Annotated in this window: 21 protein-coding genes; 6 read left to right on the top strand and 15 right to left on the bottom strand. The window is 58.2% G+C overall.

The genetic code is table 11. From position 1 onward, the window contains the following. Nucleotides 1–2 precede the first annotated feature (2 nt). On the top strand, nt 3–785 hold the full coding sequence (locus tag K7A42_RS24535; RefSeq protein WP_072493206.1) for an ATP-binding cassette domain-containing protein: 783 nt from the start codon (nt 3–5) through the stop codon (nt 783–785). A 242-nt stretch (nt 786–1,027) separates the two neighbouring features. On the opposite strand, the gene K7A42_RS24530 is transcribed toward K7A42_RS24535, so the two are convergent. The 7 genes from K7A42_RS24530 to K7A42_RS24500 all read right to left on the bottom strand — a co-directional run bounded on the left by K7A42_RS24530 (nt 1,028) and on the right by K7A42_RS24500 (nt 7,427). Next, complete coding sequence (locus K7A42_RS24530; RefSeq protein WP_004445594.1) at nt 1,028–1,261, bottom strand: hypothetical protein; 234 nt, start codon at nt 1,259–1,261, stop codon at nt 1,028–1,030. Nucleotides 1,262–1,354: 93 nt separating this feature from the next. After that, complete coding sequence (locus K7A42_RS24525) at nt 1,355–1,792, bottom strand: helix-turn-helix domain-containing protein (protein WP_006697702.1); 438 nt, start codon at nt 1,790–1,792, stop codon at nt 1,355–1,357. A gap of 139 nt (nt 1,793–1,931) precedes the next feature. Then, nucleotides 1,932–3,068, bottom strand: a complete 1,137-nt coding sequence (locus K7A42_RS24520) for a hypothetical protein (RefSeq protein WP_282456060.1) — start codon at nt 3,066–3,068, stop codon at nt 1,932–1,934. Continuing rightward, nucleotides 3,058–3,774: a TfuA-like protein gene (locus tag K7A42_RS24515; protein WP_282456059.1), complete on the bottom strand. Its 717-nt coding sequence runs from the start codon at nt 3,772–3,774 to the stop codon at nt 3,058–3,060. Before K7A42_RS24515 ends, K7A42_RS24520 begins: the two co-directional genes overlap by 11 nt. Then, nucleotides 3,771–4,970: a YcaO-like family protein gene (locus K7A42_RS24510; protein ID WP_282456058.1), complete on the bottom strand. Its 1,200-nt coding sequence runs from the start codon at nt 4,968–4,970 to the stop codon at nt 3,771–3,773. The genes K7A42_RS24515 and K7A42_RS24510 overlap by 4 nt, the downstream gene beginning before the upstream one ends. Before the next feature lie 37 nt (nt 4,971–5,007). Further along, nucleotides 5,008–5,436, bottom strand: coding sequence for a hypothetical protein (locus tag K7A42_RS24505; RefSeq protein ID WP_004445589.1), 429 nt, complete (start codon nt 5,434–5,436; stop codon nt 5,008–5,010). 8 nt (nt 5,437–5,444) lie between these two features. After that, entirely contained in the window at nt 5,445–7,427 is a 1,983-nt protein-coding gene (locus tag K7A42_RS24500; protein ID WP_282456057.1) for a BTAD domain-containing putative transcriptional regulator, read from the bottom strand. A 132-nt stretch (nt 7,428–7,559) separates the two neighbouring features. Here K7A42_RS24500 and K7A42_RS24495 point away from each other — a divergent pair, with 132 nt between their 5' ends. From K7A42_RS24495 to K7A42_RS24485, 3 genes are all read left to right on the top strand, one after another. Continuing rightward, on the top strand, nt 7,560–8,051 hold the full coding sequence (locus K7A42_RS24495) for a hypothetical protein (RefSeq protein WP_004445587.1): 492 nt from the start codon (nt 7,560–7,562) through the stop codon (nt 8,049–8,051). 134 nt (nt 8,052–8,185) lie between these two features. Then, nucleotides 8,186–8,524 carry a hypothetical protein gene (locus K7A42_RS24490; RefSeq protein ID WP_282456056.1) on the top strand — a complete coding sequence of 113 codons (339 nt, stop codon included), beginning with the start codon at nt 8,186–8,188 and terminating at the stop codon, nt 8,522–8,524. 401 nt (nt 8,525–8,925) lie between these two features. Beyond that, nucleotides 8,926–9,840 carry a TIM barrel protein gene (locus K7A42_RS24485; RefSeq protein WP_072493435.1) on the top strand — a complete coding sequence of 305 codons (915 nt, stop codon included), beginning with the start codon at nt 8,926–8,928 and terminating at the stop codon, nt 9,838–9,840. Between the two features lie 79 nt (nt 9,841–9,919). Here the strand turns inward: K7A42_RS24485 and K7A42_RS24480 are convergent, their stop codons facing one another. The 4 genes from K7A42_RS24480 to K7A42_RS24465 form a co-directional block, all read right to left on the bottom strand. After that, nucleotides 9,920–11,317, bottom strand: a complete 1,398-nt coding sequence (locus K7A42_RS24480; protein ID WP_004445580.1) for a family 16 glycosylhydrolase — start codon at nt 11,315–11,317, stop codon at nt 9,920–9,922. Nucleotides 11,318–11,500: 183 nt separating this feature from the next. After that, on the bottom strand, nt 11,501–12,595 hold the full coding sequence (locus tag K7A42_RS24475) for an acyltransferase family protein (protein ID WP_282456055.1): 1,095 nt from the start codon (nt 12,593–12,595) through the stop codon (nt 11,501–11,503). 124 nt (nt 12,596–12,719) lie between these two features. Next, on the bottom strand, nt 12,720–14,096 hold the full coding sequence (locus tag K7A42_RS24470) for an O-antigen ligase family protein (protein ID WP_035209096.1): 1,377 nt from the start codon (nt 14,094–14,096) through the stop codon (nt 12,720–12,722). 130 nt (nt 14,097–14,226) lie between these two features. Continuing rightward, nucleotides 14,227–15,564 carry an SGNH/GDSL hydrolase family protein gene (locus tag K7A42_RS24465; protein WP_282456054.1) on the bottom strand — a complete coding sequence of 446 codons (1,338 nt, stop codon included), beginning with the start codon at nt 15,562–15,564 and terminating at the stop codon, nt 14,227–14,229. A 417-nt stretch (nt 15,565–15,981) separates the two neighbouring features. Here K7A42_RS24465 and K7A42_RS24460 point away from each other — a divergent pair, with 417 nt between their 5' ends. After that, nucleotides 15,982–17,130 carry a glycosyltransferase family 4 protein gene (locus K7A42_RS24460; RefSeq protein WP_135855577.1) on the top strand — a complete coding sequence of 383 codons (1,149 nt, stop codon included), beginning with the start codon at nt 15,982–15,984 and terminating at the stop codon, nt 17,128–17,130. A 55-nt stretch (nt 17,131–17,185) separates the two neighbouring features. Beyond that, on the top strand, nt 17,186–18,280 hold the full coding sequence (locus K7A42_RS24455) for a glycosyltransferase family 4 protein (protein WP_282456053.1): 1,095 nt from the start codon (nt 17,186–17,188) through the stop codon (nt 18,278–18,280). On the opposite strand, the gene K7A42_RS24450 is transcribed toward K7A42_RS24455, so the two are convergent. The 4 genes from K7A42_RS24450 to K7A42_RS24435 all read right to left on the bottom strand — a co-directional run bounded on the left by K7A42_RS24450 (nt 18,281) and on the right by K7A42_RS24435 (nt 24,020). After that, nucleotides 18,281–19,486, bottom strand: coding sequence for a glycosyltransferase family 4 protein (locus K7A42_RS24450; RefSeq protein WP_282456052.1), 1,206 nt, complete (start codon nt 19,484–19,486; stop codon nt 18,281–18,283). A gap of 2 nt (nt 19,487–19,488) precedes the next feature. Then, complete coding sequence (locus K7A42_RS24445; protein WP_282456051.1) at nt 19,489–21,018, bottom strand: O-antigen ligase family protein; 1,530 nt, start codon at nt 21,016–21,018, stop codon at nt 19,489–19,491. A gap of 73 nt (nt 21,019–21,091) precedes the next feature. Continuing rightward, nucleotides 21,092–21,769, bottom strand: a complete 678-nt coding sequence (locus K7A42_RS24440) for a hypothetical protein (RefSeq protein WP_035209090.1) — start codon at nt 21,767–21,769, stop codon at nt 21,092–21,094. Beyond that, nucleotides 21,762–24,020 (bottom strand): polysaccharide biosynthesis tyrosine autokinase, encoded by a 2,259-nt coding sequence (locus K7A42_RS24435; protein WP_060942264.1) that lies wholly within the window; start codon nt 24,018–24,020, stop codon nt 21,762–21,764. The genes K7A42_RS24440 and K7A42_RS24435 overlap by 8 nt, the downstream gene beginning before the upstream one ends. Nucleotides 24,021–24,060 lie beyond the last annotated feature (40 nt).

Genomic DNA, 24,060 nt, shown 5'->3' with positions numbered 1-24,060 from the left:
CTATGACGGACCAAGTCACGCCCCTCGTGGAAATGCGCAATATTTCCATTTCCTTCGGCGGCATCCACGCGGTGGAAAACGCCTCTGTCGATCTTTTCCCCGGCGAGGTTGTCGCCCTTCTCGGCCATAACGGCGCAGGCAAATCGACCCTGATCAAGATACTCTCAGGCGCCTATCGGCGCGATAGCGGCGATATCCTCATCAATGGCGAAGAGGCGGATATCCGCAATCCCCGTGACGCCAAGAAATATGGCATCGAGACCATCTACCAGACGCTTGCCGTGGCCGACAATGTCGATGCGGCAGCCAATCTTTATCTCGGCCGCGAGCTGAAGACGAAATGGGGCACGCTGGACGATGTCGCCATGGAAGCCTCCGCGCGTGAGGTCATGGGACGTCTCAACCCGAATTTTCGGCGGTTCAAGGAGCCGGTAAAGGCGCTGTCCGGCGGCCAGCGGCAGTCCGTTGCCATTGCCCGTGCCATTCTCTTTGACGCCCGCATCCTTATCATGGACGAACCGACGGCGGCGCTCGGTCCGCAGGAGACCGCGCAGGTCGGCGATCTCGTCAAGGAGCTGAAACGGCAGGGCATCGGCATCTTTCTCATCAGCCACGATATTCACGACGTTTTCGATCTCGCCGATCGTGTGTTCGTGATGAAAAACGGCAAGGTGGTGGGCCATGCCCGCACCGAGGATGTGACCAAGGACGAAGTGCTCGGGATGATCATTCTGGGCAAGGTGCCTGCGGGTGCCGTGGCAGGCCCCGGCGCGGTCGTATCCTGACTGTCGAATATTCCGTCCGAAGACGCGCAAAATCCGAAGCGGCTTCGGACTTCCTTTCGCAGCGCTTGTTAATGACAAAGGCCCGGTGGTAAGCCGGGCCTTTGTCATTGGATTTGCAGAAAACCGAAAGCGCTACCGACGGACCGGCCGCGCCGGAGCGGCACGAAAAAAGCGGACCGACGCCTCATGACCGGAGATCGAGATGGAGGCGCTCATTCCTGCAGATTACGCCGGCCGCCCGTTCAATGCAGGTCGGCCGGAGCGAAACCACCCCCATTCGCCTCCGCGGCTGTGAGCGGCAGGCCGTGCTGATTGATGTCCTGGGCGAGCGACAACAAGGCCATTTCCAGGAAATAGGTCGACATGCCTAGTTCCAGAGATTTCGACCGCTGGCATAGGTAGGAAACCATCCGCCCAAGCGCCAGAATCTCGTCTGCATCGTCCTGTTCAAGTACTGCTGTGGTAGGCGTGACCATGATTCCCTCTCGACAGTCGACAGTATGAGAACGCGTGATACCGCGTTGTTCATTTTCGACCACATCGAGCGTCACGCGAGCGTCACACCTGCGTCAATCGTCGTTCTTGGTTTCCGCGGTGCCAGCATTTTCAATGGCTTCCGAAGCTGCCAATGATGTGACGAGGGCAACAATACTCTTGCGCACGGCGGCGCTCCTGATGCGCGAAAAGGCTTGGTTGAGCGAAAAACCTTCGTTGGAGGCGACAAATGTCTGCATGGCGTTGATCGAGCCGAGGGCCGGATTGGCTTCTCCGCCGTCGGGCGTGGCATTGGCGAATAGCGAGCTGACCTCTACACCGAGGATGGATGCTATGGCCTGCAGGCGTGATGCGCCGACGCGATTGGCGCCTTTTTCGTATTTCTGCACCTGCTGAAAGGTGATGCCCAATCGCCCGGCCAGCGCGCTCTGGCTCATGCCGAGCGACTTGCGGCGCATTCTGATTTGCGCGCCCACATGTACATCGATCGGGCTGGGTAGTTTCGCTTGCATTACAAATTCCTCCGGCTGTGAGGGCTAAATTCGATGATCGTCAATTAATATTGTCGAAGGTATACATTCAACACAATTTCCACGGGTATTATGAACCTTTATTGCCAAAAGAACAGGGTTTTTCATCTGGAATCGATTGTCAGAGGCCCCGCATTATAACCTTTGTAGCGCACCGCAACGCCCCGTTGCGGCTTGCAAGATGACTGAAACCCAAAACACCGATCGCACGAAAGCCGAGGCTTTCCCATATCCGCCGATTTTCCGCATCGAAGTTCGTGAGCAGTTCCAGATCGCCAAAATGCGGAACCCAGACCAACGGCTGGGTCTCGCCGTTGCGCGTCACGTTTTCAAGGAGGACGTTGTTGTAAAGCCTCGGCAGGCATTTGTTGGTGTCGATGGTGGGCAAAACCGGCACGGGATTTCGCAGGATGGCGAAACCCTGGCGCGCGAGTGAAAGAGCAGACGCGTCCAGCTTCCGTTTCAGCTCCTCGGCGGCACGGGGGTAGCGCATGTTACCGGCTTCCGGATCGGCGACGAGCAGAAGCGGCCGCCCGTCGCGCCGAAGTCCGGTTATCGAAACGAACTGATCGACGTGGAAACCGCACTGGTGGATGTTCCTGGCGGCCATTGCCGGTCCGGACCCCGTCTGCGAAAGGTCGGGTTGGACTGTTTCGCCGAGGTCTTCCGGCCTATAGCCGAAGCTGAAGACGGTCCGTGGATCAAGAGCCTCGATCCGCAGCCAACGACGTGAAAGGGTGGCCGGCGCGCTTCGCGCGCTTTCTGCGCCGCCCTGCAGGCTGGCGTGGCCGACCAGCCGGTAATCCGGGCCGACAAGTTGGTTGCCGCCGGGCAAGATGACATCGGAGATTGCGGTCGCGAAGCCTAAACGGGCTGCAAGCGCCTGGCTTATAGCGCTCTCCCCGCTTGAGACCAATTCCGGTGTCAGGGCGTCTGCGCGCAGCTGGACATGGAACATATCCTGTATCCACGGGTGCGGAACGGTGCCGGGTTCATCAAGCGTCACCAAGTCTACCTGACACTTGACAGCGAGACGATCGAGCCAGCTCCGCGCCGCTGCAAGGCACGGACGATCAACCAGCAGAAGAACCGCGACATTTCGCGGCAGGGTCAAAAGCAGGTTACCGATGGGAGCAAGAGGTGAAACGGTAAAGCCGATCCCGGCGTCGGCAAACCAAGCGGCGGGCAGCGAGAGCGCGATCGTCTCAATGAGGCCGCCGCAATCGGCTATCAGAGGCGAAGGCCGATCAGTGGTCACCGCGTGGATCTCTCGCGGTCCGTCCGGACGCCAATTGCTGCAAGAAGAGAGTATTCTGGAATTTCCAGCCTGGCGGTGGCGGGGTGGGTAACGCGCTGCCGTTCAGTATGGCCAGAAGCAGGGCGGCGTCGTTTCGTTTGACGGAAACAGCATGAGCGGCGAGAAGATTTGCCGCTTCGGCTTCGAGACCGGCCTCCGTGGTGACGGAGCGCCAGGTCCTGCGGGTGAAATGCAGAGAGCGGGCGGCATGCAGCAGGGCGTTCCGCTCTGCGGGCCCGAAGGAGGTTCCGCACGCCGCGAGCGTTGCTTCGGCGTCAACCAGCGCGACAGTGAGCGGGCTGTAACCGAGCTCTCTTGGGGCGTGGTTCACGGCCACATCGGCATCGGAAAAACGCCGTCCATCCCGATAGTCTTCGAAGACGTGACCAATGCCGATCATGCCAAAGGCGGCGCATTCCGCCGCGCGCAGCGCGCCCATGCTGGCGGCACCGAAAACGGTGACGCCTGATGCAAGCGCGTAAAGGATTTCCTTGTGCCAGACGGCGGCGCAATCGCCATAAAGCCCATCGATCAGCCCAATGACCTTGATGCCTTGACCGACCGCATCGAGAATATCGCCGCATGCCGCCGGGCCGCGAAGATCGAGGCCGGCGAACTGGCCGGCAATGCCGTGGATGGATGGGCCCGCGAAAACCACCGGTCTCATGTCGTCCCCCCGGCCTTCAGAAAACCCTCGAGCGTTCGTTGCGATAGGCGTTGCATTCCGCGGCTGAGCGGGGCCAGCCCGCTTGCCAGGACGCGCACGACGTGCAGCCCGGGGAGGTCCGTTTCCAGCGTAAAAACATGGACATCGTCGATGCCACGCGCAAAAAGGTGTTCCGCAAGCTGGCGCCATGGCGGCAAAGAGGTTTCGAAACGCGATAAGTCGAGACTGCCCGGCGCCTGTTCTGCCTGATTTGCTGCGGGGGCCACGGACTTGGAAGCAACCCCGTCACGCCGATAACGAAGCGGGGAGAGATCGTCGCGGGCACCACTAATATCCGTCAACCGCGACTGGACCGCCTCCAGTAGCGCAGCAAGCGCGGCGTCGTAAACGTCGGGACGGCAGGCCGCGCCGGCAGCGCTGCGGGTCGCCGGCCCATCCTGCGCATGAAGCGACCGCGGCAGGCTTGCCATCACCACCGGCACGCCGAGTGCATTTGTCATATCAAAGAACGAGGGCGACAGGCCGATGTCCGAAAGATGCCGGACAAGCCTGTCGAATGATGTTTCAACGCCCGTTGGGAACAGGATCGGTCTGAGGCTGACGGCGCGGGTTTCGAAAGCGTCCACGAGAAAGCAGGCGTCGTTTTCGACCAATTCCTGCAGGGCATGGAGGACGGCGTGGTCATGATTGAAACCGGCTGCGAGGCCCTGCGAACTCATGAGGAAGGCTTGCCGGTCCCAGGGGAAATCCGCTCGAAAATCCATGCCGATCAGCTCAAAGGGAGCGTAGATCTCCTGCTGCCGACGAACCGATGTTCCCTTCACCCACGCGCGTTCACGCTGGGGGTCGAGCATGTCCATATCGACCCTGCCAACGCTCTCGAAGGAGATTAAGGGAAAACCCCTGTCGCGCATATCCTGGATTGAGCCGAAAGCGGCCGTGTGTCTGCGGGTATCCTCGGCAACCGCGCCTTCGATCGCCTCCATCACGGCAGAGAGCCTCGCCTGCGCCGGAACCAGTCCCTTGCCCTGTGACACCGATAAACCGCGCGAATTGGGGCGAACCGCAAACCAGACGGGTATGCCGACAATATCGAGGCCGGTCACGTCGCCGACACGGGTAATCCCGAACCGCCGGAGCAGTTCGGGATCGAAGATGGAAGCATCTGCATCACCTTTGGCCGTTGTCGCTGACATGGAAGGACCTTGAGCGGTCAAGGCTTCACAATCGCCGTCAGGGCGCGGCGTTCGGGTCGTCGGCAAGGATCGCGTCGAACAATTCGCCGGTGATCGAACCCGCGGGCCCGACTGCCTTCAGTGCCGCTTCGATCGGCGTCAGCACCATGCGGTTGAAATCCCAGCCGGCATCGACCACTTCACCGATAAAGGCGAAATCGGCTTCGGATACGACGGCGCCGCCTGAGACTAGCGCCTCGATGCCTTGAATCTGGACCTGGTCCAGCTCGGCTTCAGGTTGGCCGTCCTGGCGGACAAGCATGGCCTTGGCTGCTGCAGCCACGCGGGCGTAACCATCCACGCCGGGGTGGCTCGCCTCGTAGGCGGTGATCGTTTCGTGCGATACCGAAGCAACCCTGAGCGGCGTGGTGCGAATGAACAGAACGCCAAAACCCTTTTTCCCGACGATAAAGAAATGCGACGACATATTCTCTCCTATTTGATCCCGGCTAAACGAAGCGCTTGATAAAATTTTTCGTTTGCTACCGGGTCGCGGTCCGGAGACAGGCTGCTGATCTCCCTTGCCGTCATGCCCGGATAGTTTTCCTGTAGCCTGCTGCCGGCTTCCCGGGCGGCGGCCAGATCTCCGTGGAGCGCGTGACTTGCGGTCAGAACTCGCAGCGCGGGCTCATCGTTTTCCATGCGACCGCAGAGTTCCACCGCGGCCCCATAATCCTCGCGCTTAAACGCGATGCTGGCGCCAGCCCACCAGTAAATATCGGGGGCGAGCGGGTTGAGGTCGATGGCCTGCTGAAATTTTTCCCACGCGACTTCCGCCTCACCGAAATGGGCGAGCGCATCGGCATGCTGGAGAAGCAGGTCGGCTGAGTTTGGGGCGAGCGCTTCCGCCTCGAAGAATTTCTCGGCGGACATGTCGAAATCCCGCTGATAAAGCGCCACCACCGCGCACATCCAGTGGCCGACGCCGAGGGCCGGATCAATCTCCACAGAGGCGTCAGCCTCGGCCTTGGCGCGGTGCAGCAGGTGAGGGTCATTACCGCCCAGCATCAGCCACTCCAGTTGCAGACTTTGCGCAACGCGGGCGCGGGCGACCGCCATTCGGTGATCGAGATCGACAGCCTTGCGGAACATCGAGCGGGCCCTGCGCAGGAGCGGCAGGTCGCATTTGCCGCGCAGAAGCTGCTGGCCCTCCAGCAATTGCCGGTAAGCCTCGCCACTGTGGTTGCGGTCGGGTTCCACCTGAAGCCGCTCGATCTCCCGCGCCAGCGCAGCAGCCACCTGTTTGGACAGCAGCCGGAAGGCAGCGTGGATGTGCCTTTCGGTCAGCACCGCCTCCAGCGACCAGACGATTTCACCGGTCGTTTCCTCGATCAGCGCCACGGACATGCGGGCATCGTCAAAAACTGTCGACGTGATGCGATAATCGGCCCGCAACATCGCATATCCGTCATCCGCCCGGTCATGCGAGAGCGCGAAGGTACTGTGCGGTGAAAGGACGGTGAAGGTCCGATACCGCACAAGGCTGTTTGCGACGTCTTCGACAAAGGCCTGCATCACCGGTGAAACGGATAGCCCGTCCACCCGCGCCGGCCGGCCGAAAGCCACGCGCGGTTTTGCCAGCGATTGCCGGCGACTGCTTTCCTCCGGCTCGGCGGGGGTCGTGATTGTCGCGGTGAGGCTTTGTATTCGCCGCCTCAGCGCGACGGTTTCGGCTTCCGGCGTGCGTCCCTCCTGGCGGAGCTGTTCCAGCAACAGCTGGTACATGCTCTCGCAACCGCTGATATTGCCGATCCGCGCATAGGAGGCCATGGCGGCACGATAGGTTTCTTCGCGCTCCGGCTCGATATTGCGCGCGCGCTCGGAAAGTCTGGCGATATCATTCGAGCTGGCGCGACCGAAGCGGGTCAGCTCCTCCAGAAGCTGCGTGTAGCTCGAAAAAAACAGGTCCTTGAGACGGCGACGCTCTGAAAGCAGCCAGAGGTAGAGATGGTCCTGGCCGGCATCCAGTCCCTCCAGAAGGTCGCCGCCGAACTCCAGAAGGGCCTTCAGCCGCCGCATTGGGTCTTCGGCTCTCGCATCGGCGAGAAAAAGCGCGAGGTCCGTGCGCTGCGCCAGCTTTCCGGCCTTCAGATCATTCCCTTCCGTCAGCAGAATGGCCTCGTCGTCGCCGAAGAGTTTCTGAAGGCGCAGAATGAGCTGCCGCAAATTGCCCAGCGCCCTTTTTTGCTCGACATCTTCCCACAGCAGCGATGCGAGGTGCTGGCGCGACAGGGACTGGTTGGGAGCAAGGATCAGGGCGGCCGTGAGGGCAAAACCCTTGGACGGAAAAAATGCCTCCCGCACCGCTTCACAGCGCGGGGTGCCAAAAAGCCGGATCGCTATCAGTTCATCGTTCCCAGCCACTTTCGTCCCCCTTGAATCACCATCTAACAACGTGCCCGGGAAATTGAAAGTCATCATAGCATTCGATTTGACGCTGGTGTGACGCCGCCTGCCTATTGTCGCAAACGGAAGCGTGAATGACGGGCGGAACCGGCAGGCGACAGGTATCGGGGATCATCGAAAGTGATAGCGTTCAACGGAAGCTACATGGCATTCGAGCCGCGTATTGAGCCTTACCAGCGCGCCGATGACGTCGGATACGCGGTTAGTGAATTCATGTGGTTCAAGGGCCGCCCGTTTTATCCGGTCTCGGCGCTGGTTCACGCGAAGGTCGCGCATGCAAGGCTGTCGGCGGAAAAATGCGATGATCAGGATGAGGACAATCTCGACATTCTCTTCCGCATGCCTGCCGTGGCGGGCGGACACTTCTTCGAGATCGTGCTGCGTTCGAACGAAGGCACTTTCTATGGCGGCTGGCTGTGGGGAGAGGAACTGGAAATCCTGAACGAGGTGGTCAACGGCTATCGCGTTCTGGCGGGTAAATTCGACGACAGGCTCATCCGGTTCGAATATTCCAGACGTTTTCAGCGTTACCGGACGGTGGAGCCGCTGCCGGTGGAGAAATCAGTTTTCCTGATCCAGCGGGAGGCGAAACCTCACCCCGGCGGGCGGAGTTTTCCCGCGGGCGCGGCGCGCTGATTGCGGGGTGCTTCGCGTTCAGGGGAGAGCGCGGCGCGCGGGCAGAGGGGGTTCGGTGGATTCACCTGGCAGAGCTCAGGCTTGGTCGGGGAATACCGGTGCATATTTTTATTTTTATTGTGTGGAAAATTATGATGCCCAATCAAGGTAACGTGCGTAACAGGCGGGTGTCATCGCAGCTTCTGGCGGTGAATAGCGCTTCCGACAGCCGTGCGTTTTCGACGGAGCGCGCCGAGGGGGATCCACGTCCGCAAGCTCATAAAGACAGGCTTCATGTCGTGGAAGAGGCGGAGGCCAGGGTGGCGTTCCCGCCGCGCCCGTTGGAAGTGCGCGAGGGGGAAGAAGCGGGACGCCGGGCGGAAATCAGCAACATGGTCGTCGACGCCGATATCAGGGTCGCGAAATGGGCATGGGCAGTGCTTGCGATTGGGCATTGTCTGCTGATCTATTTCATGGTGCGTAATCTCGGTTGACTCCTCCTGCCCAAAAACGGGCTCAACCGCCGATATCGTCCGCCACTAATTCGGGCATTGGAACTTGGAGACTGTCGCACCCCCCGAAACTGAGTGGACATCCAGTCCGGCTCCTCCGCAGCCCTGTAGCGCCGCTTCCGCCACGTCGATTTGCGGACATCGCACAGCGGAATGTCATAAAGCTGTAAATGAACAAACCTAATTGAGTGATCGGTCTCGATGGAGACGCATCACCACAGTCCACCCGTTGGCCTCGCCGGCGGGCACGGACTTTTCTTATCACGTCGCTTCGGCCGAGACAGACCATGTCTGTGCTGGCCGGCCTGATCTTTCGATGCGGCATGACGCGCTGCGCGGGTCGCGCGAATTCGCATGACTTTCTTAGCTCTGGAGATGACGAAGTGAGCAATCTTATTGGTACCGGTTTTAACGCCGGCTCGGACGATGGCGAGTTCGCCACGCTTGAAAACGATTTGCGTGCCCTTGCCGATATTGGCTGCGACACCGTCGAAATCGCCGCCACCAGCCTCGACGTGATTGCCGGCGGCCGTATCATCGAGGAGCGCGCGGACCGTCTCGTGTCGCTCGCAAGGCAGTTTGATTTCCGTTACACGGTGCACGGCCTGGTTTCATCCAACTTCATGGATCCGGTGACCTGCCGCTACCAGATCGATGCCGCGAAGGCGCTTGCCGTTCTCTGTGACCGCATCGGTGCGGGTATTCTTGTTCAGCATGGCGGCGCGCTGCGCGCTGACCAGATCGCCGAGCGGGCAGAGGCCGATCATCGTGAACGCGACGCGCTTTTCGAACTCGCGGAATTCTGCCGGCCCTATGGTGTGCGGATTGCGCTCGAAAATATCTTCACCACCGAGCCCGGCCAATACCGCCAGACACCGGCTGAGGTGGCAGCGACCGTTAAGGCTGTCGGCCACGACAATGTCGTGGCGCTGATCGACTTCAGCCATGCATATCTCGAATCCACTTATCGTGGCCTGGACTTCCGTGAACAGCTTCGTGCCATGGCGCCGGTCGCCGGTCATCTCCATGTCCACGATTCCTTCGGCCGGCCGCAGGGTTTCTACCAGCCCTATTTTCCGCAGGAAAACACAGCGCTCGGCATCGGCGATCTGCATATGCCGCTCGGCTGGGGCGACATTGAATGGGAGAGCATCTTCTCCGAACTGACCTTCCTGCCTGACACCGTTCTGATGATGGAAATCGGCCGTCGCTATCGGGCCGAGCAGCCCGCAAGCCTCGAAACGGCGCGGCGTCTGATGACGCTTAATGCCGAACGGACACTGCTCGCAGCAGAGTAAGGGAACCGAATTGCGCGCGGCCGCGATCGGCCGACGCCGGAGATGCCGGCAGTTGCGGACGCGGCTGCCGGCATTCTGTTCACGCTGCCCAGTCGGAGAGCGAATAGGCCCTGATGTAGTCGATCATCATTTGCGAACCGTCGCTGAAATCACCTGCCGAGGGTGTTCCCGCCATGCCGCCGACGGCAAGATTGACGACCATGTACATCGGATCATGCATATCGTCAGGCGTATCCGTTTGCGCAACGGCGACATCATCGAAATACCAGGTGATGTGTTCGGCATCCCACAACACGCCGTATGTGTGAAACCCCTCCGTGCTCGGCACGCTGACATTGTTGATGACAGAAGTCTGTTCGCCGGTCGCATTCGAATGTGTGGACATGATGAGCGTATTGGGATTTTGGCCGCGCATTTCGATGACGTCCAGTTCCGGCGGCCACGACCCGTCTTCCGGCAGAAGCCAGAAGGCCGGCCAGGCACCGCGATCGGTCGGCATATCGGCGCGAATTTCAAAATATCCATAGGTCTGGCTGAAGGAGGAATAGGTGTTCAGCATCCCGGAGGTGTAATCATATCCCTCGACCTCGTCGGCGATCGATTGCGGGGTCTCGGCAGCCGTGATGGTCAGGACGCCGTTTCTGACGCTGAACGGGTCTACCTCCGACGTACCGGTATATGCCGGGTTGACATACCACTGCGCCTCGCCATTCGTCGTCAGGGAACTGCCCTTCTCCGGTGCCCACCAATATTTGGCATCCCAAGTTCCCTGATCGCCGTTGCGCAGTGACAGCGTATCAAACTCGTCTGCAAAGGTTTGTGTCAGGGATGACCGGTCGAGGCTGAGCTCGAACTGGTCGGGCTGGATATCGTCTATGGTCGTTCCGGCCAAAACGACGGCTTCGCCATTCGAGAAATTCAGCCACAGATCATTGCCCTGCTGCGTGGCATTGCTTGCAAGCTGCTCGAAGGAGGTAATGCCGTAGCCATTGAGGCGGATCGTGTCATTGGCGCTGAAATCCATGATGAGATCGGTGCCATTGCCGCTCGTGAATACGAACGTATCCGCACCGCCGCCGCCAATCAGCACATCATTGCCGGCACCGCCGTCAATCGTCTGGCTGCCAGATCCGCCGGTGATGATATTGTCGAGCGAATTGCCGAAGGCATAACGGCCATCGCCGGTGACCCGCAAGTTTTCGAAATTTTCGGGAAGTGTATAGCTCATCCAGGTGTCGATCGTATCGATACCCTCTCCGGCATTTTCGACGGCGCGATTGATGCTGGAATAAAGATAATAAATATCGTCCCCGGTGCCGCCCGCCATTGTCACATTGACGGAACTGTCACCCCACATGGAATCATTGCCGGCCGTACCGGCAAGAAGCGGGCCGGAGCCCGTGGCGGAGAAAAATCCGGTGGAACTGCCGCTATAGTAGAGTGTGTCTCCAAGCGCATTCACAACTGTTCTGGCCATAAGCCTTCTCCTGTCCGTTTGCGTCGCTTCCTCCCTCCTCCTGAACAACAGCCTAACAGCGCGAAAAGCTTCCTGTTAGGGCCAGAAATGAGGGGTATGTTCCGTTCCGGACGGAGGGGAGTAGGTCGATCTCATTTCCGGAATATCCTCTGGTTCCGATAATGAACGATCGCTAGGCGATACTTAACTCCGCGTATTCAATATGTGCTGCCGCACGCTTTTTCCCATTCGGATGAATGGTTGTTCTATAAAGTGATAGGTACCGATGCTGAGCACAATGGTGGCTATAGATAAGCCAGGAATATACGCCCCACTCTTAATCAATCTGTCCTCCCACCCAAAAACTGTAACCATCTCCATTAATATTGGATGAGTGATGTAGAGAGAATAACTTACGATCCCCATGTAGGTGAGAGATGGAAGCTCAAATTTATCCAACCAAGCCAGTGTTCCTAGGAAGGTAATAGTTGCTGCAGTATGAGTGATAATAATCGAGTTGAAATTTTCAAACCGCGTATCTGTTCCGTATAGAAACAGTACGTAATGAATATAACCCCGAAGAATAATTCCGCCTAAAAGCAGGGCGACGATCAGCTTAATCCAGTGATCGATAATATGGCCCTGATCGATCTGTGTTTTCCGAATTGAGGCACCCAGAAACATAAATCCGAGAAGGATAATTTTATCCCCGGCACCTACCGATTGCCCCAACATTTGCAAGATCGAAATTGCTATGGATAGACAAGCACATAATATAGCTGCCTGTCGTGTGATCAACAAATTCAGCGGACCGACGAATATATATATGACAACGATGCTGGCGTAAAACAGAAACTCGTAAGCCAAGGTCCAGTAAACATCCAGGACCCTGTGAGATGCCAAGAAATCAGGGATCATCGTGATATTTGCTACAATGTCATATGCCGAAACTTGGTTTCCTGCATATAAACGAAGAAGCAGTGTAGCAGTGAGGGACGCCCAGAACAAAGGGTATAGTCTAAAAACACGGCTTATAATAAATCCCGCGACCGGACTTTGCTTCGGGAAGCTGAAAGGTACGACGTATCCACTTATTAAAAAGAATAAAATAACTCCAAATCGCCCAAAATTTAAATACTCTCCGGCAATGAGGTTTCTGAATATAGTGTCTGCCCACGAATTTTGGATGATGTCATCGCGATTTATGAGCGAGTGCGCTGAAAGGTGATAAAAAATTACAGATAGTGCGGCAACGCCCCGTAATTGATCTATATTATTAAGCCTAATTTTTTCAGTCATTTTATTCTCTGATTAATAATTAACTAAATATATAATGATATTTATAGTAATATCATGATGCGTGCTATTGAAATTTCGAATCTACGTTGGCTCTGGCTCTTTCCGCCTTCGCAAACTCGCAATATTAGCCGAGGCCCTGTGTGCTATAAACCCCGGAAAGGTTTGTTTTACGCATCACCGCATTTTTTAAAAAAAGCCTGAAATCGAGATCAGTAAAAGCATATCCAAGCGCCATCCCAACGTGCGCCATAAAAACAGGATTCGAATTCAGTTCCTCGAACTGGTAGCCCACTACCACCCCAATTGCCGAATAGGCAAAAAACCCGACTTTTCGTGTCCGGAAGATAGTATAGACAAGCGCAAATGCGCTTAACAGGCAAAAACCAATGCCTGAAGTATAGGCGGTGGCAAGAAAACCATTATGAGGGGTACCGATACCTGATATTCCAGACAATTCTTGATCCCTTGCGCTAAACCCAATACCTAGGGGGTGGTTGAGCATTACCTCAAAGCCACCCGTTATGGTAGTCCACCGCTCGTGGGCGTTGTCGGTGCTACGATTGTCTTCCAGAAAGCGTTTGGAAAAAGCTTGCTCCACAAAATTGAGGGCGCCGAAAGGTAAAACGGCTGCAATGACAAGTGCCGAAAAAGCAACGCCAAAATAGGTGCTGAAAAGCATGCGGATCGAAAAATTCCGAAGATAATAATAGGCTCCGATAGCCAAAACAGCAAAGACGCCCGATCTGTTAAGCGTTAGCGTAAAGCTGGCCAGATATATCGCCAAAAATATAGCAAAGACGAATGGGCGACGGTAGCGCTCGGCAAGATAGGCAGCTGCCGCGCCAGCGAGCGCGAAGGCTGGCCCAGCCATGTTACCCGCAGACCAAATACCGCCGGCTTTTTCTATGCGCAAAAACATCGCGCTCATCTCGCCTTTGGCTGCCGCTTCGAGTACTGCGGCTTCGTCAAATTGGAAGGACAGCCCGAGCGCAGCAAGCCTGTCGTGGATGGTGACATCGAGAAAAAGAAGAATAGTGACCGCTATAAATCCTGCAAAGCTGCCACAGCAAAATAAAGCCAAAAGGTTTTCCTTCAACACCATGTAGATGAAGAAGAGAAAATAGACAGCGTAAAAGTAAGTTAGGGCGGTGGGATAAAACTCTCCGTCTCCACGCGCGTCCGCGAAAAGAGCCGTAAGTCCAAATAAGGTGGTAAGCGGAAACAGATAAAGTAAAATGATGGAAGGAGTTAGGCATCGAATATACAGAAGGATGATAGCCGGCAACGTCATCAGCACCAACATATCGCTAATGTTGAGGAAGCGCAGCCCAATGTTGCTTGTTACGATGTTACATTGGATAAAAAAGCCAATCGAAAACACGAAGGTTGCCAGCACGGCGGCGGGAATATCGATGATTTTTGAAGGATAAAGGGGCATCGCGATAACGAGCCCCGGGAGCGAGGGTTGATCTGATGCCGCACTGTATGGCTGGCTTGTCATTCGCGGCCTCTATCATCTGCTGCGGACACTGAAATTGTCTGATGGTGAGGGCGTCGCCTCCGCGACGATACGAAGAGACGCCACATAATGGTCTTGATAGGGCTAGCGCGCAAGTCATTTTGTCGATGTCTCATGCGCTTAGATTGCCTTTCGGAAGATCTCCTTCCACCGCAACTATCCTTTGAACGTAGAGCGGCGCATCAGAGCTGGGTGCGCTATAACCAAAGGCGGGAAGTATGCGTAGATAAAGGCTGTATCCGGCCTGATCGATATCGGCGTCTAAACTGACACCGCTGGCTGTTGCCCACATCCAACCGCTATTGTCGAGAACCCCGGAGTCACCAAATTGCAAGGCGGCGCAAATAATCGTCCTGAGGTCGCCGCCACTTTTTGCAACCAACTCCACGAACGGGCTGCGTTGTCCTGCGCTGTTCTTATAGAGCACCGCAAAGGAGAGAGTCTTGCCGATCATCGCGGCCGCTTCTTCGTTGCGGAAATAATGGAAAAGCCCGCTGAACTCGCTGCCATTCGCTCGCAACGCGAGGCTATAGGCGAAAGAGGGGGAGAAGGTGACCTCCGTGCTTTTGGTAGCGGAGGCTGACTCTGCAAGGGACCAGCCTGAAGGAGCGGGCCCGGACCATTCGGTGAAATCGCCGTTGGCGATCAGGTTGGTGGCGGATAGTTTTGGCCAGCAGGGGGTTTCGAAGCCGCTATTCGGCGCTGACGCCAGATAGGCGGCGAACAAGGTTCTGGCGATGAGCGCCGAACCTGTGCTGCTGGGATGAATATTGTCGTTGTAAAGCGTGGTGTCCTTGCCGTTTGCGATAAATGCCGCATGGGTGTCCACCAGCGTCAGGTTCGGGTGCGCCCGGGCGACGTCCAGTATGGTGTGATAGACCTTGTCGTAGCCCGTTCCATCCTTCCAGGGGTTTTGGGTGGTGATGAGCTGTGCAGCGCCCGGCCAATGCCATTCGGTCATGCCCAGCGGCCCAAGCAGGGCAGCCCTTCCGGGGCTTCGAATGCCGCCCGGCGTTTCGAAGCTCTGCATATTATATCCGTGATGCATGATGCAAAGGTCGGGGCGTGGAATTTGCAGCGCCGCCATGCGCTGTTCGGCAAGCATGTAGCCCGGCCTGCCAACCGGCAGTGTGGCGAGATAGACAGTCAGCGTCGCGCCCGTGCCGGCGCGCAGTATAACCGGTTCGGCATAGGCCTTGGGACCCGTCGCGGCATGGGTCTGCCATTCCGCCCAGCGGTAAAGCACGACCTTGATATCATGCAGGCCGCCAAGCATGATGGCGAATTGCTGGAATGGCCCGTCGTCCGCATGGGCGGTGCTGTCGCCATTCACGAAGATCGTGGCGTTCTTGCCCGCAACAAGACGGGCGCGCAGGGGAGAGAACGCATCGACTGATCCCGCCATCGGTGTGCGGTTTTGTTGGGAAATGCCGAGCGATACGCCGATCATGCCGGCACCTCTTCCGTTCCGGTCATATATATGCATATCTTGTCTTCGAGCAGCATCATTTCGGTCTCCTTGTCTGCCCCTTGAGAATAACCTCGCGGTGAGGCCCGGGGAAAAACACAGGGAGCCGGACGCTGAATCGCAATAAAACTGCACGTCACGAATTTTCTTCGTTTTCAACTAAAGCATATAAATAAAATAGATTTTTTATTTTATCTGAGCCGGATTTTTGATCCGCACGAAGGTTTGAATGTCATTTTTTTTCCGCGCGATCAAGTATTGTTATTCCTCAACTGCTGTCTCCGCCGAATATCCCGCCGCCACTGACGGAGGGGGGGGTCGTTCTGGCCTCGGCCCCGTTGATGCCCGCAAGACGGAGTGGTGCTATCCCTGGTGTCTGCATGCCGTGGAGCTCAAGGCATGACATCGGCGCTTTTCGTCAGCCACACGGGGGAAAAGGGCGGTGCCGAACTTTTTCTGGCGGATATCGTCAAGGCCGGGCCGCGCTCCTGGCGAGCCTGCTTCCTCAGTGGCGGTGGGGCAGCAGACGATCTGGCGGAATGCGGCAGGCCGCCTCTTCTGCTGTCTGCGGGAGAAAAAATGCTGTCGATCCGGCGGGATTCGTCGTTCGGTGCGATGCTGCGAGGGGCCCTCGATGTTTTGGCCGTTGCCTGGCAGCTCAGCCGTCAGGCAAAAAACCATGACGTGATCTGCGCCAATTCGCAAAAGGCGCTTTTTGTCTGCGCGTTGGCGGCGAAGCTCAGTCGTCGGCCGTTGATCTGGATCCTGCATGATATCGTCACCGACCCCGCCTTCAGCGCCGCAAACCGCCGCGCTTCGCTGACATTCTCGCGTCTTTTCGCAAGGCTGGTTGCCGTCAATTCGCAAGAGACGGGCAGGGCTTTTGTGAAGGCGGGAGGCGAGGAGGACAAGGTCCGCATCGTCTATAACGGTTTCGACCCAGGCAAAGCGTCCGTTTATGACCCCGCAAGAGCGCAGCAATTGCGCAGGGAGCTCGGCCTTGGCCCACAGCCGCTGATCGGATTGTTCGGCCGGTTGAGCGAATGGAAGGGGCAGCATGTTTTCCTGGAGGCGATTGCTGCAATGGAGGGGGTCCAGGCCGTGATCGTTGGCAGCGCGCTTTTCGGGCAGGAGGCTTACGAAGGCCGCATCCGCACGCTGGCATCCAGTCTCGGTCTTGATTCCCGTGTCCGATTTCTCGGTTTTCGCCCGGATGTAACGGAGTTGATGGCGGCGATGGATGCGGTTGCCCATACCTCAGTTGTTGCCGAACCGTTCGGTCGTGTGGTGGTGGAGGCCATGATGTGCGGACGACCGGTTGTTGCCACCCGCGGCGGTGGGGTCACCGAGATCATCCGTGATGGTGAAACCGGCCTGCTTGTGCCGCCTGCGGATGCGCCGGCACTGGCCGCGGCGCTGGGCCGCATCCTGACGGACCCGACGTTGGCTGAAAAACTGGGGAAGAAGGGGCGGGAAGATGTGATGCGGCGTTTTTCGCTCGAGGAAACCTGCAGGACGATCTCCGCGCTTTTGTCTGAAGTAGCGTGACGCTGCGGTCTGCGACCGCTCACAGGCGGCAATCCCAAACGGGTGGAAGGTTGGAATGCGCATTCTCGTGAACATGCCGAGCCAGTATGGCGGGAAAGCTTCCGGCGTTGCCCGCGTAACCTTCAGCCTGCTGGAGCGGCTTCTGGAGCAGACTGATGATGATTATATCCTGCGCTCGCCCTGGACGCGGGCGCAATTGCCCGCGGAATTGCGCGACAGCCGCCTGCGGCTGATAGAGACGGCTCGGCCGCACATCATGGTGCTTGACGTGCTGCGGCAGGCCATGACGCTGCCGGTGCTTTGCCGCCGGGAAGGCATTGACGTGCTTTTTAATGCCGATCCTTTTGGCAGCCCGCTGGGCGGCAGGCGTCGGATCACCCTTGTTCACGATCTCTATTTCAAGACCATACCTGAACAGATTGGCTGGCGGGCGGCCTTGACCACCGATTTCATTTTTCGCCTCATGCTGGCCGGTTCGCACCGGATCGCGTGTGTATCCGACGCGACGCGAATGGATCTTGCGCGTTTTTATCCCGGCGCTGCCCGCAAGAGCGTGACCATTCATTCCGACAGCACGTTGAAGCTGGATGCAGGGGCCATGGCTGCGCCGCCGCCGATTGCGGGGCGTTACATACTGGCGGTTGGAAACGCGACCTCGAACAAGAATTTTGCCCTTCTGGGCAAGGCTTTTGCGCGATTGGCCCCGACGATGCCGGACCTGCGTATTGTCCATGTGGGCCGCGACGAGGCGGAAGAAATCGCCAACACGCTTGACGATCCGGGATTGAAGGCCCGGCTTATCCGGCTTTCAGGCATCGATGACCGGGAACTGGCGGAACTTTATCGTCATGCAGCCTGCCTTTGCGTGCCTTCCACTTATGAGGGCTTCTGCCTGCCGGTGCTGGAGGCGCAGCAACTGGGATGCCCGGTCGTCTGCTCCAATCGTTCTGCGACACCAGAAATTGCCGGTATGGGCGCGCTGACCTTCGATCCCTCGGACACCGATAGTCTCGTCGCAACTCTGGAGCGGCTCTTTCGCGAGCCGGCGCTTGCGGAGACGCTGCGCCAGGCGGGTTACGAAAACCGCAGCCTTTATTCCTGGGAAAAGGCGGCGGAGACATATGCGCAGCTTTTCCACGAAACGGCCTGACTATGCCGTGATCGGCCGCCGCAGATCAGCATAAAGTTTTTCATACGCGGAAATCACCCGTTCCGGCGCGACGCCTTGAGAAATCCGCTCTCTGGTTTGCGGCAACTCTGTGAGAACGGCAGGATTTTTCATGGCCTCGATCATACGGGCGGCAAGTTCGTTGGCATTACCTGGCGCAAAAAGGCGGTCCGGCCTGTCGCGGCCAATCTGTTCGGCAACTCCGGCGAGATTGGCTCCAATAACAGGGACGCCGCGCAAAATGGCCTCCGCTACCGTTCTGCCGAAAGCCTCCGGCCACAAAGGCGGCACGACGAGGCAATCTATGCCAGCAAAAAAACTGTCGGCCTCGACATATCCGGGAAAGTCGACGGGCAGGCCTGATGCCTTTCGCTTATAGGTTTCGATGCCGCCGGGCGCTCGACCGGCCATGGTCATTCGCCAACCTTGCGGGGGCAGGAGCCGCATGGCCCCGATAAGGAGATCGGCGCCCTTGGGTTCTTCGATACGTCCGAGATAACCGAAAACCAGCGGTTCTCCTGCAACACGGGCTTTGCGAGGGTTCAACGATTCTGGTTGCGCGATGGCGTTCCAGATTATCGCGCGGCGATTTTCAGGAACGTGCGTGAAAAAACCGGCCTCCAGATGGCGTTTCAGAATGTCGCTGCCAACGCCTGTGACAGCATCCACCGCGCCTTGGCAGCGCCGGTGCAGACAGGAGAAGGCCCGGCATTTTTTGCTCCTGCCATCGCAGATATGCCCTTCGTGAAACAGGGAGCCATTGGTGCACATGCTGGTGAAATCATGCAGGGAGTGCACAAGCGGAATACCGCGTCTGCCAATCATCGGCCAGATCAGCGGCGTCAGTTCCGAGAGGGAATGGGTATTGACCACATCCGGGCGAAAATCCTCAATGACGCGCGCCAGCCGCTGCACCAGCCGGGGATCGATCTGGACGGCGACCTTGTAATATTTGCGTTTCCATTCTGCTTGCCGCTCCCAATCCCCAATGAAAAAGGGCGTCGTATGTCCAAGCCGATGAATGGCGAAACCGTCTCGCAATTCTGCGGTCTGGCGCTCCCGGGAAATGGCGGCAACCGCGATTGTATGTCCTTTCCCAGCCAAACCCCGGGCAAGGTCTTCGACGAATATCTCCGCGCCTCCTACGCGGTCGGGAGAAAACAGTGATGTCACCTGCAAGATACGCATGTTTAAATTCCTGTGCCGGCGGCCGAGACGGAGGAAGCGGCATTGGCCGAAGTTTGTCTGCGCCGATCTGCTCCTGGTGGGTGCAGGCAAAGGGTGACGATGGGTGCCAGGAAAACGGCGTAAGCCATGGCGAAGCCCGGCACTTGCAGTGAAAAATCGAGGGAGGAGTGCAGCGCCACCAGCAGCAGCCCGGCGAGGCCGAGATGCGAGGCATAACGATAAGTTTTGCGCCTGCGGGCCCCGCGAATGAAAATAAGCAACTGGCCGAACAGGAAAAATGCCGCATAAAACGGGAAAGCGGCTCCGAGGGTCAGCAAGCCCTCGGCATACACATTATGGGCATGGGTGACGACGGCATCGACGCCGCATTGCGCGGAATGATAGGGAGCGTAGGTTTCTGAAAAGCTGGTCAGTCCCGCGCCCAGGGGCCAGTTATCCGTTATCGCGCGTGCAATACCGGGCACATAGCAGAAGCGCATGTCGTCTTCGAGGCGTGTTTCCATACGCAGCGCTACACGATTTGCAAAAAGGGCGAAGAGGCCGATGGCGATGGCGAGCAGGATTGCTGCGCGTCGTCTGGAGCCGCGTCTTCTGCGCCGTGAGGGCGCGACATTCCGGCCGGGCCCGGGTGAGTTGAAAACGATGAGAAGGATGAGCAAAAGCAGCGCCGCGAAACTGGACATGATGCCCGCGCGTGATCCCGTCAGCATCAGGGCGATGAAACAGAATCCGGTCAGAAGGCCGATGAAGGCGGCGTGGCGGATGAGGCGTTTTTGATCGCCCGGCACCGTCAGGCGGTTTGCCACAAGCGCTCTCACCCTTCCCCAATCCGGAGCCGCCAGCTTGTTATTCAGCAGCACCACAAGCGTAAGCAGGATAAGCCCGAAGAAAGTCGCCGCCGTATTGCGGTTGACGAAGAGCCCCGTCAGGCTGCCGAGATAAAAACGCTTTTGAATAAGGCCGAGCATATCGGGAAACAGGAGAAATTGCAGGATCGCGCCCAGCGACAGCCAGCCGCCGGCGATTGCGAAGCATCGCAGCGCTTTTGCCGCACGCTCGTCCGTATTAAAGATCACGAGCCCGGTCATGAAGGCGCCAAAGGACAAGGCGGCGCTCAGCAGGCCCAGCCAGTCATCTGCCGGCGTGAGCGAGATCGTGGCTGCGGGCGCCACCTGCGTAAACATCGCGGCGGCGGACCAGGCGGGGTTGGACGGCAGAATGCCCTGGCTGGCGGATGTCTGAAGCAAGACCTGAAGTATCAGTGCGCCGAGCAGAAGACAGGCCGCTGCCAGCGCCTTCCCTATGGCGGGCTGGGGCGGGCCGAAGAGAGGCAGGGCGGCAAGGAGCAGCAGATAGGCGGCGAATGTGATGACGATCCGGCTTTCGATGTCGGTTGCGCCGCGATTGAGCAAGGCAAGCAGGAATATGGTCCAGAAAGCGATCGTGACGATTGCCCGGGCGCGATGCAGAACAAATGCCGGCCGGGGCGGCGAGGATGACAGCAATTCCGGTGGAGCGTCGAGGATCTGCATGATGTTCGGCTTTTGAGATCTGCTTGTTGTGGTGACGATGAACTAAAGAAAGGACTTGGCGCTTCCGTGTATCTCAGGGCCGTGGTTTGGCGCTTTGCATGCCGGTCTGAAGCTCTTGGGAGCAGACATGCCTCAACGACCATCGCAATATTTCGCCCTGCCTGCCGCAGACGATCGCGGTGTCGGCTTCACGGGCCGCCTCAGCCTGCGGTAGGGCGCCTTTGGCAAATTGTTGCCAGATGACGAAGCGCCCGCGGATCAGATTGGCATCGGCGGGGCCATAAAGCTGGGAGAAATTCGTCAGCACGGCGATTTCCATGGCAGAGGCGTTGCGCAACGAGCGAACCATGGCGAGGCGCAGCCAGACATCGCCATTGGCGGGAAGACACGACAGGGCGTGGCGCATATAGGTTTCGGCAAAACCGAGGCGCATGGCATCCGCTTCTGGCGATGCATCCCCGGCATGGGCGTCGATATCGGCAAGCACGAGCCGCATCCCGGCCTTGATGATATCCGAACGGCAGATTTTTTCGGCAATGACGGGCTGCAGACCCTCGACGGTTTTCGTCAGCAGATCGGGAGAGAGACCATTGTCCTCGTCGGCAATGCGCGCCAAAGCGATGATATCGGAAAACCGTCGTGTTTCGGAAAAAGCCTGGGCCGCGAGCAACAACACAAATAGCGAAACGATCAATACCGGCGTGACCGTCAGGACCCTGCGCAGGCTCGGCACGCCAGCGGTCCTAGTCATGATAATATCGCGTGTAGCGGGAATGATAATATTCGCTTGAACCGTAAGCCCGGTAAAGCTTGAGCTTCTCCGTGTCGACCTTGTTGAGAATGACGCCCAGACATTTCTTGCGGATTTGAACTTCGTTTTCGATGGTGTTGCGAACCGCCCGCCGTGCGGTTTTGCCCCATTCCGTGACGAAAACGAAGCCGTCGATCCGGCCGGCCATCGCCCGCGCATCAACAACGGGGCCAAGTGGCGGCAGGTCGACGATGATGTAATCGAAGGCCCCGCTTGCCTCGGCCAGCAGGCGGTGCATCTGCGCGGAAGTCAGGAGTTCCGAGGAGTGCGGGACACGCTGCTTGACGACCGTGGGCAGGAAAGCAAGCCGAGTCTTTTCATCATGCACAAGCGCATCGCGGATGGAGCGACCTTCCAGCAGCACTTCAAGCAGGCCTGCTGTCGCGTGGCGGGCAAGGGCGCGGGTGGCGCCCGGGTTGCGAATATCCGCATCGAGCAGCAGCACCCTTGCGCCCTGTGCGGCCAGAAGCTGCGCGAGATTGATGGAAATTGTCGATTTTCCCTCACTCGGCAGGGCGGAGACGACGCCGACGACCCTGGCGCCGTTTTTTGCCGCTATGCCGAGATCGATCGCCAGCCGCGTGCTGCGCAGTGTTTCGGCGAAGGAGGAGAGCGGGTGGTCTACGGCATAACGGGCAACGCCGGAGGGGCGCGTGACGGTTGGGCCGCCATCTTGCCCTCTCGGTTCCGTGTCTGCGGCCAGCTTGTTCGGCACAAGCGGTGTATTGCCCAGAAATTCCAGGCCAAGCACGTCGCGGACCTGCTCCCCCGTGCGAAAAAAGCGATCGCGGAATTCGCGGAACATGGCGACGCCGCCGCCCGCGGCCGCACCCATGATCATGAACAGCGCCAGAATGAGCGCCTTGTTCGGCTTGCTCGGCGTTCTCGGCGGTACGGCCTTGGAGATCACGCGCGCTTCCGTCACCGGGAAGGACTGCTGCTGCATGGCCTCCTGATAACGCTGCAGGAATGTCTGATACATGTTCTTGTAGGTTTCCGCCTCGCGCTGCAATTCGCGAAGCTGAACCTGCGTCTCGCCAGCGGAGTTGCTGATATTGGTGGCCTTGGCGACGGTTTCGGCCAGGGATTTCTCCCTTGCTTCGGAAACTTCCAGATCGCTCTTATAACTTTGCGCGATACGGCTGATTTCCTGGAACATCAGCCTGCGATATTCCTGCATCTCGTTGCGCAGACGCACCGCCTGCACATGGTTGGCGCCCAGCCGACCGGTGATCTCGGCTTCGACCTTCGAGGATTCGAGATATTTCTTCCGCAGGTCATTTGCGACCGAACTGTCGAGAATATCCGTCACGACCGCATCGACATCGTCGGTAGCGAGGATGTGTTCGATGCGTTGCACTCTTGCCCGCGCCCTGGCGGTTTCCGATTGCGCCAGGATAAGCGCGCTGTTCGACTCCGCCAGCTGCTGGTCGGAAAGCAGCCCGTTATTGCCGGTCGAGATCAGGTTATGCTCAGCACGGAATTTCTGGACGGCGAGGTCGGTGTCGAGCGCCCTCTGGCGCAGTTCGGCAATGCGATCGGACAGCCAGTCGCTCGCCCGCCTCGTTGCCTCATATTTGGAATTCAGCTTGTCCACCAGATAGGCTGCGGCGACCGCGTTGACGATCTGCGCTGCAAGGACCGGCGACGTCGAATTATAGGTGAGTTCCAGCGCATAGGTCCGGCCGATACGCTTGACGCTGAGACCCTGCAGCAACCGGTCCGAAAGACCCCTTTTCAGGGTTCCGTCATCCACTACCGCCTCTTTTGTCGCCGGCGCGAACCATTGCGATACGTTGACAAGTGAGCGGATGGTGCTCAGCACGGAGCTTAGGAACGAGGCGCGTGTCGCCCTGAATTCCTGGTTTTCCGTCAGGTTGAGGCTGTCGACCACGGCGAGGCCGATGGTTTCCGATTGCAGCACCTCGACCTGGCTGAGAATGGACGCCTCGTCCTCGATCACGCCCCCGATCGTCGAAAGCTGTTCGACAACCTGGCTGTTGTTGCGGTCTATCAAAAGGGTTGCAGTAGCGGAATAGATCGGAACGGCTGTGGCTGCGAAAGCAAGGCCGATTGCCCCGGCAACGGCGACGGCCGCCAGCACGATGCGCCACTGACGGCGAACCGTCGCAAGTGCGGCATCTATATCGATAAAGTCAGCCGTAAAGCCGTTTTTATCGAAATCGGCCATCGTCAGTGGATCGTGCCTTTGCAACAACTGTCAGCCTCGC

The organism is Agrobacterium sp. InxBP2, from assembly GCF_026191755.1.
Taxonomy (GTDB): Bacteria; Pseudomonadota; Alphaproteobacteria; order Rhizobiales; family Rhizobiaceae; genus Agrobacterium; species Agrobacterium pusense.
The sequence above is the reverse complement of the archived record's forward strand: the minus strand, read 5'-3'. Positions and strand labels throughout refer to the sequence as shown.

Excerpts from the sequence above, each read along its gene's own strand:
- K7A42_RS24535 (WP_072493206.1), top strand. The coding sequence starts at position 3 with ATGACGGACCAAGTCACGCCCCTCGTGGAAATGCGCAATATTTCCATT.
- K7A42_RS24530 (WP_004445594.1), bottom strand. The coding sequence starts at position 1,261 with ATGGTCACGCCTACCACAGCAGTACTTGAACAGGACGATGCAGACGAG.
- K7A42_RS24525 (WP_006697702.1), bottom strand. The coding sequence starts at position 1,792 with ATGCAAGCGAAACTACCCAGCCCGATCGATGTACATGTGGGCGCGCAA.
- K7A42_RS24515 (WP_282456059.1), bottom strand. The coding sequence starts at position 3,774 with ATGAGACCGGTGGTTTTCGCGGGCCCATCCATCCACGGCATTGCCGGC.
- K7A42_RS24510 (WP_282456058.1), bottom strand. The coding sequence starts at position 4,970 with ATGTCAGCGACAACGGCCAAAGGTGATGCAGATGCTTCCATCTTCGAT.
- K7A42_RS24505 (WP_004445589.1), bottom strand. The coding sequence starts at position 5,436 with ATGTCGTCGCATTTCTTTATCGTCGGGAAAAAGGGTTTTGGCGTTCTG.
- K7A42_RS24500 (WP_282456057.1), bottom strand. The coding sequence starts at position 7,427 with ATGACTTTCAATTTCCCGGGCACGTTGTTAGATGGTGATTCAAGGGGG.
- K7A42_RS24495 (WP_004445587.1), top strand. The coding sequence starts at position 7,560 with ATGGCATTCGAGCCGCGTATTGAGCCTTACCAGCGCGCCGATGACGTC.
- K7A42_RS24490 (WP_282456056.1), top strand. The coding sequence starts at position 8,186 with ATGCCCAATCAAGGTAACGTGCGTAACAGGCGGGTGTCATCGCAGCTT.
- K7A42_RS24480 (WP_004445580.1), bottom strand. The coding sequence starts at position 11,317 with ATGGCCAGAACAGTTGTGAATGCGCTTGGAGACACACTCTACTATAGC.
- K7A42_RS24475 (WP_282456055.1), bottom strand. The coding sequence starts at position 12,595 with ATGACTGAAAAAATTAGGCTTAATAATATAGATCAATTACGGGGCGTT.
- K7A42_RS24470 (WP_035209096.1), bottom strand. The coding sequence starts at position 14,096 with ATGACAAGCCAGCCATACAGTGCGGCATCAGATCAACCCTCGCTCCCG.
- K7A42_RS24465 (WP_282456054.1), bottom strand. The coding sequence starts at position 15,564 with ATGATCGGCGTATCGCTCGGCATTTCCCAACAAAACCGCACACCGATG.
- K7A42_RS24460 (WP_135855577.1), top strand. The coding sequence starts at position 15,982 with ATGACATCGGCGCTTTTCGTCAGCCACACGGGGGAAAAGGGCGGTGCC.
- K7A42_RS24455 (WP_282456053.1), top strand. The coding sequence starts at position 17,186 with ATGCGCATTCTCGTGAACATGCCGAGCCAGTATGGCGGGAAAGCTTCC.
- K7A42_RS24450 (WP_282456052.1), bottom strand. The coding sequence starts at position 19,486 with ATGCGTATCTTGCAGGTGACATCACTGTTTTCTCCCGACCGCGTAGGA.
- K7A42_RS24445 (WP_282456051.1), bottom strand. The coding sequence starts at position 21,018 with ATGCAGATCCTCGACGCTCCACCGGAATTGCTGTCATCCTCGCCGCCC.
- K7A42_RS24440 (WP_035209090.1), bottom strand. The coding sequence starts at position 21,769 with ATGACTAGGACCGCTGGCGTGCCGAGCCTGCGCAGGGTCCTGACGGTC.
- K7A42_RS24435 (WP_060942264.1), bottom strand. The coding sequence starts at position 24,020 with ATGGCCGATTTCGATAAAAACGGCTTTACGGCTGACTTTATCGATATA.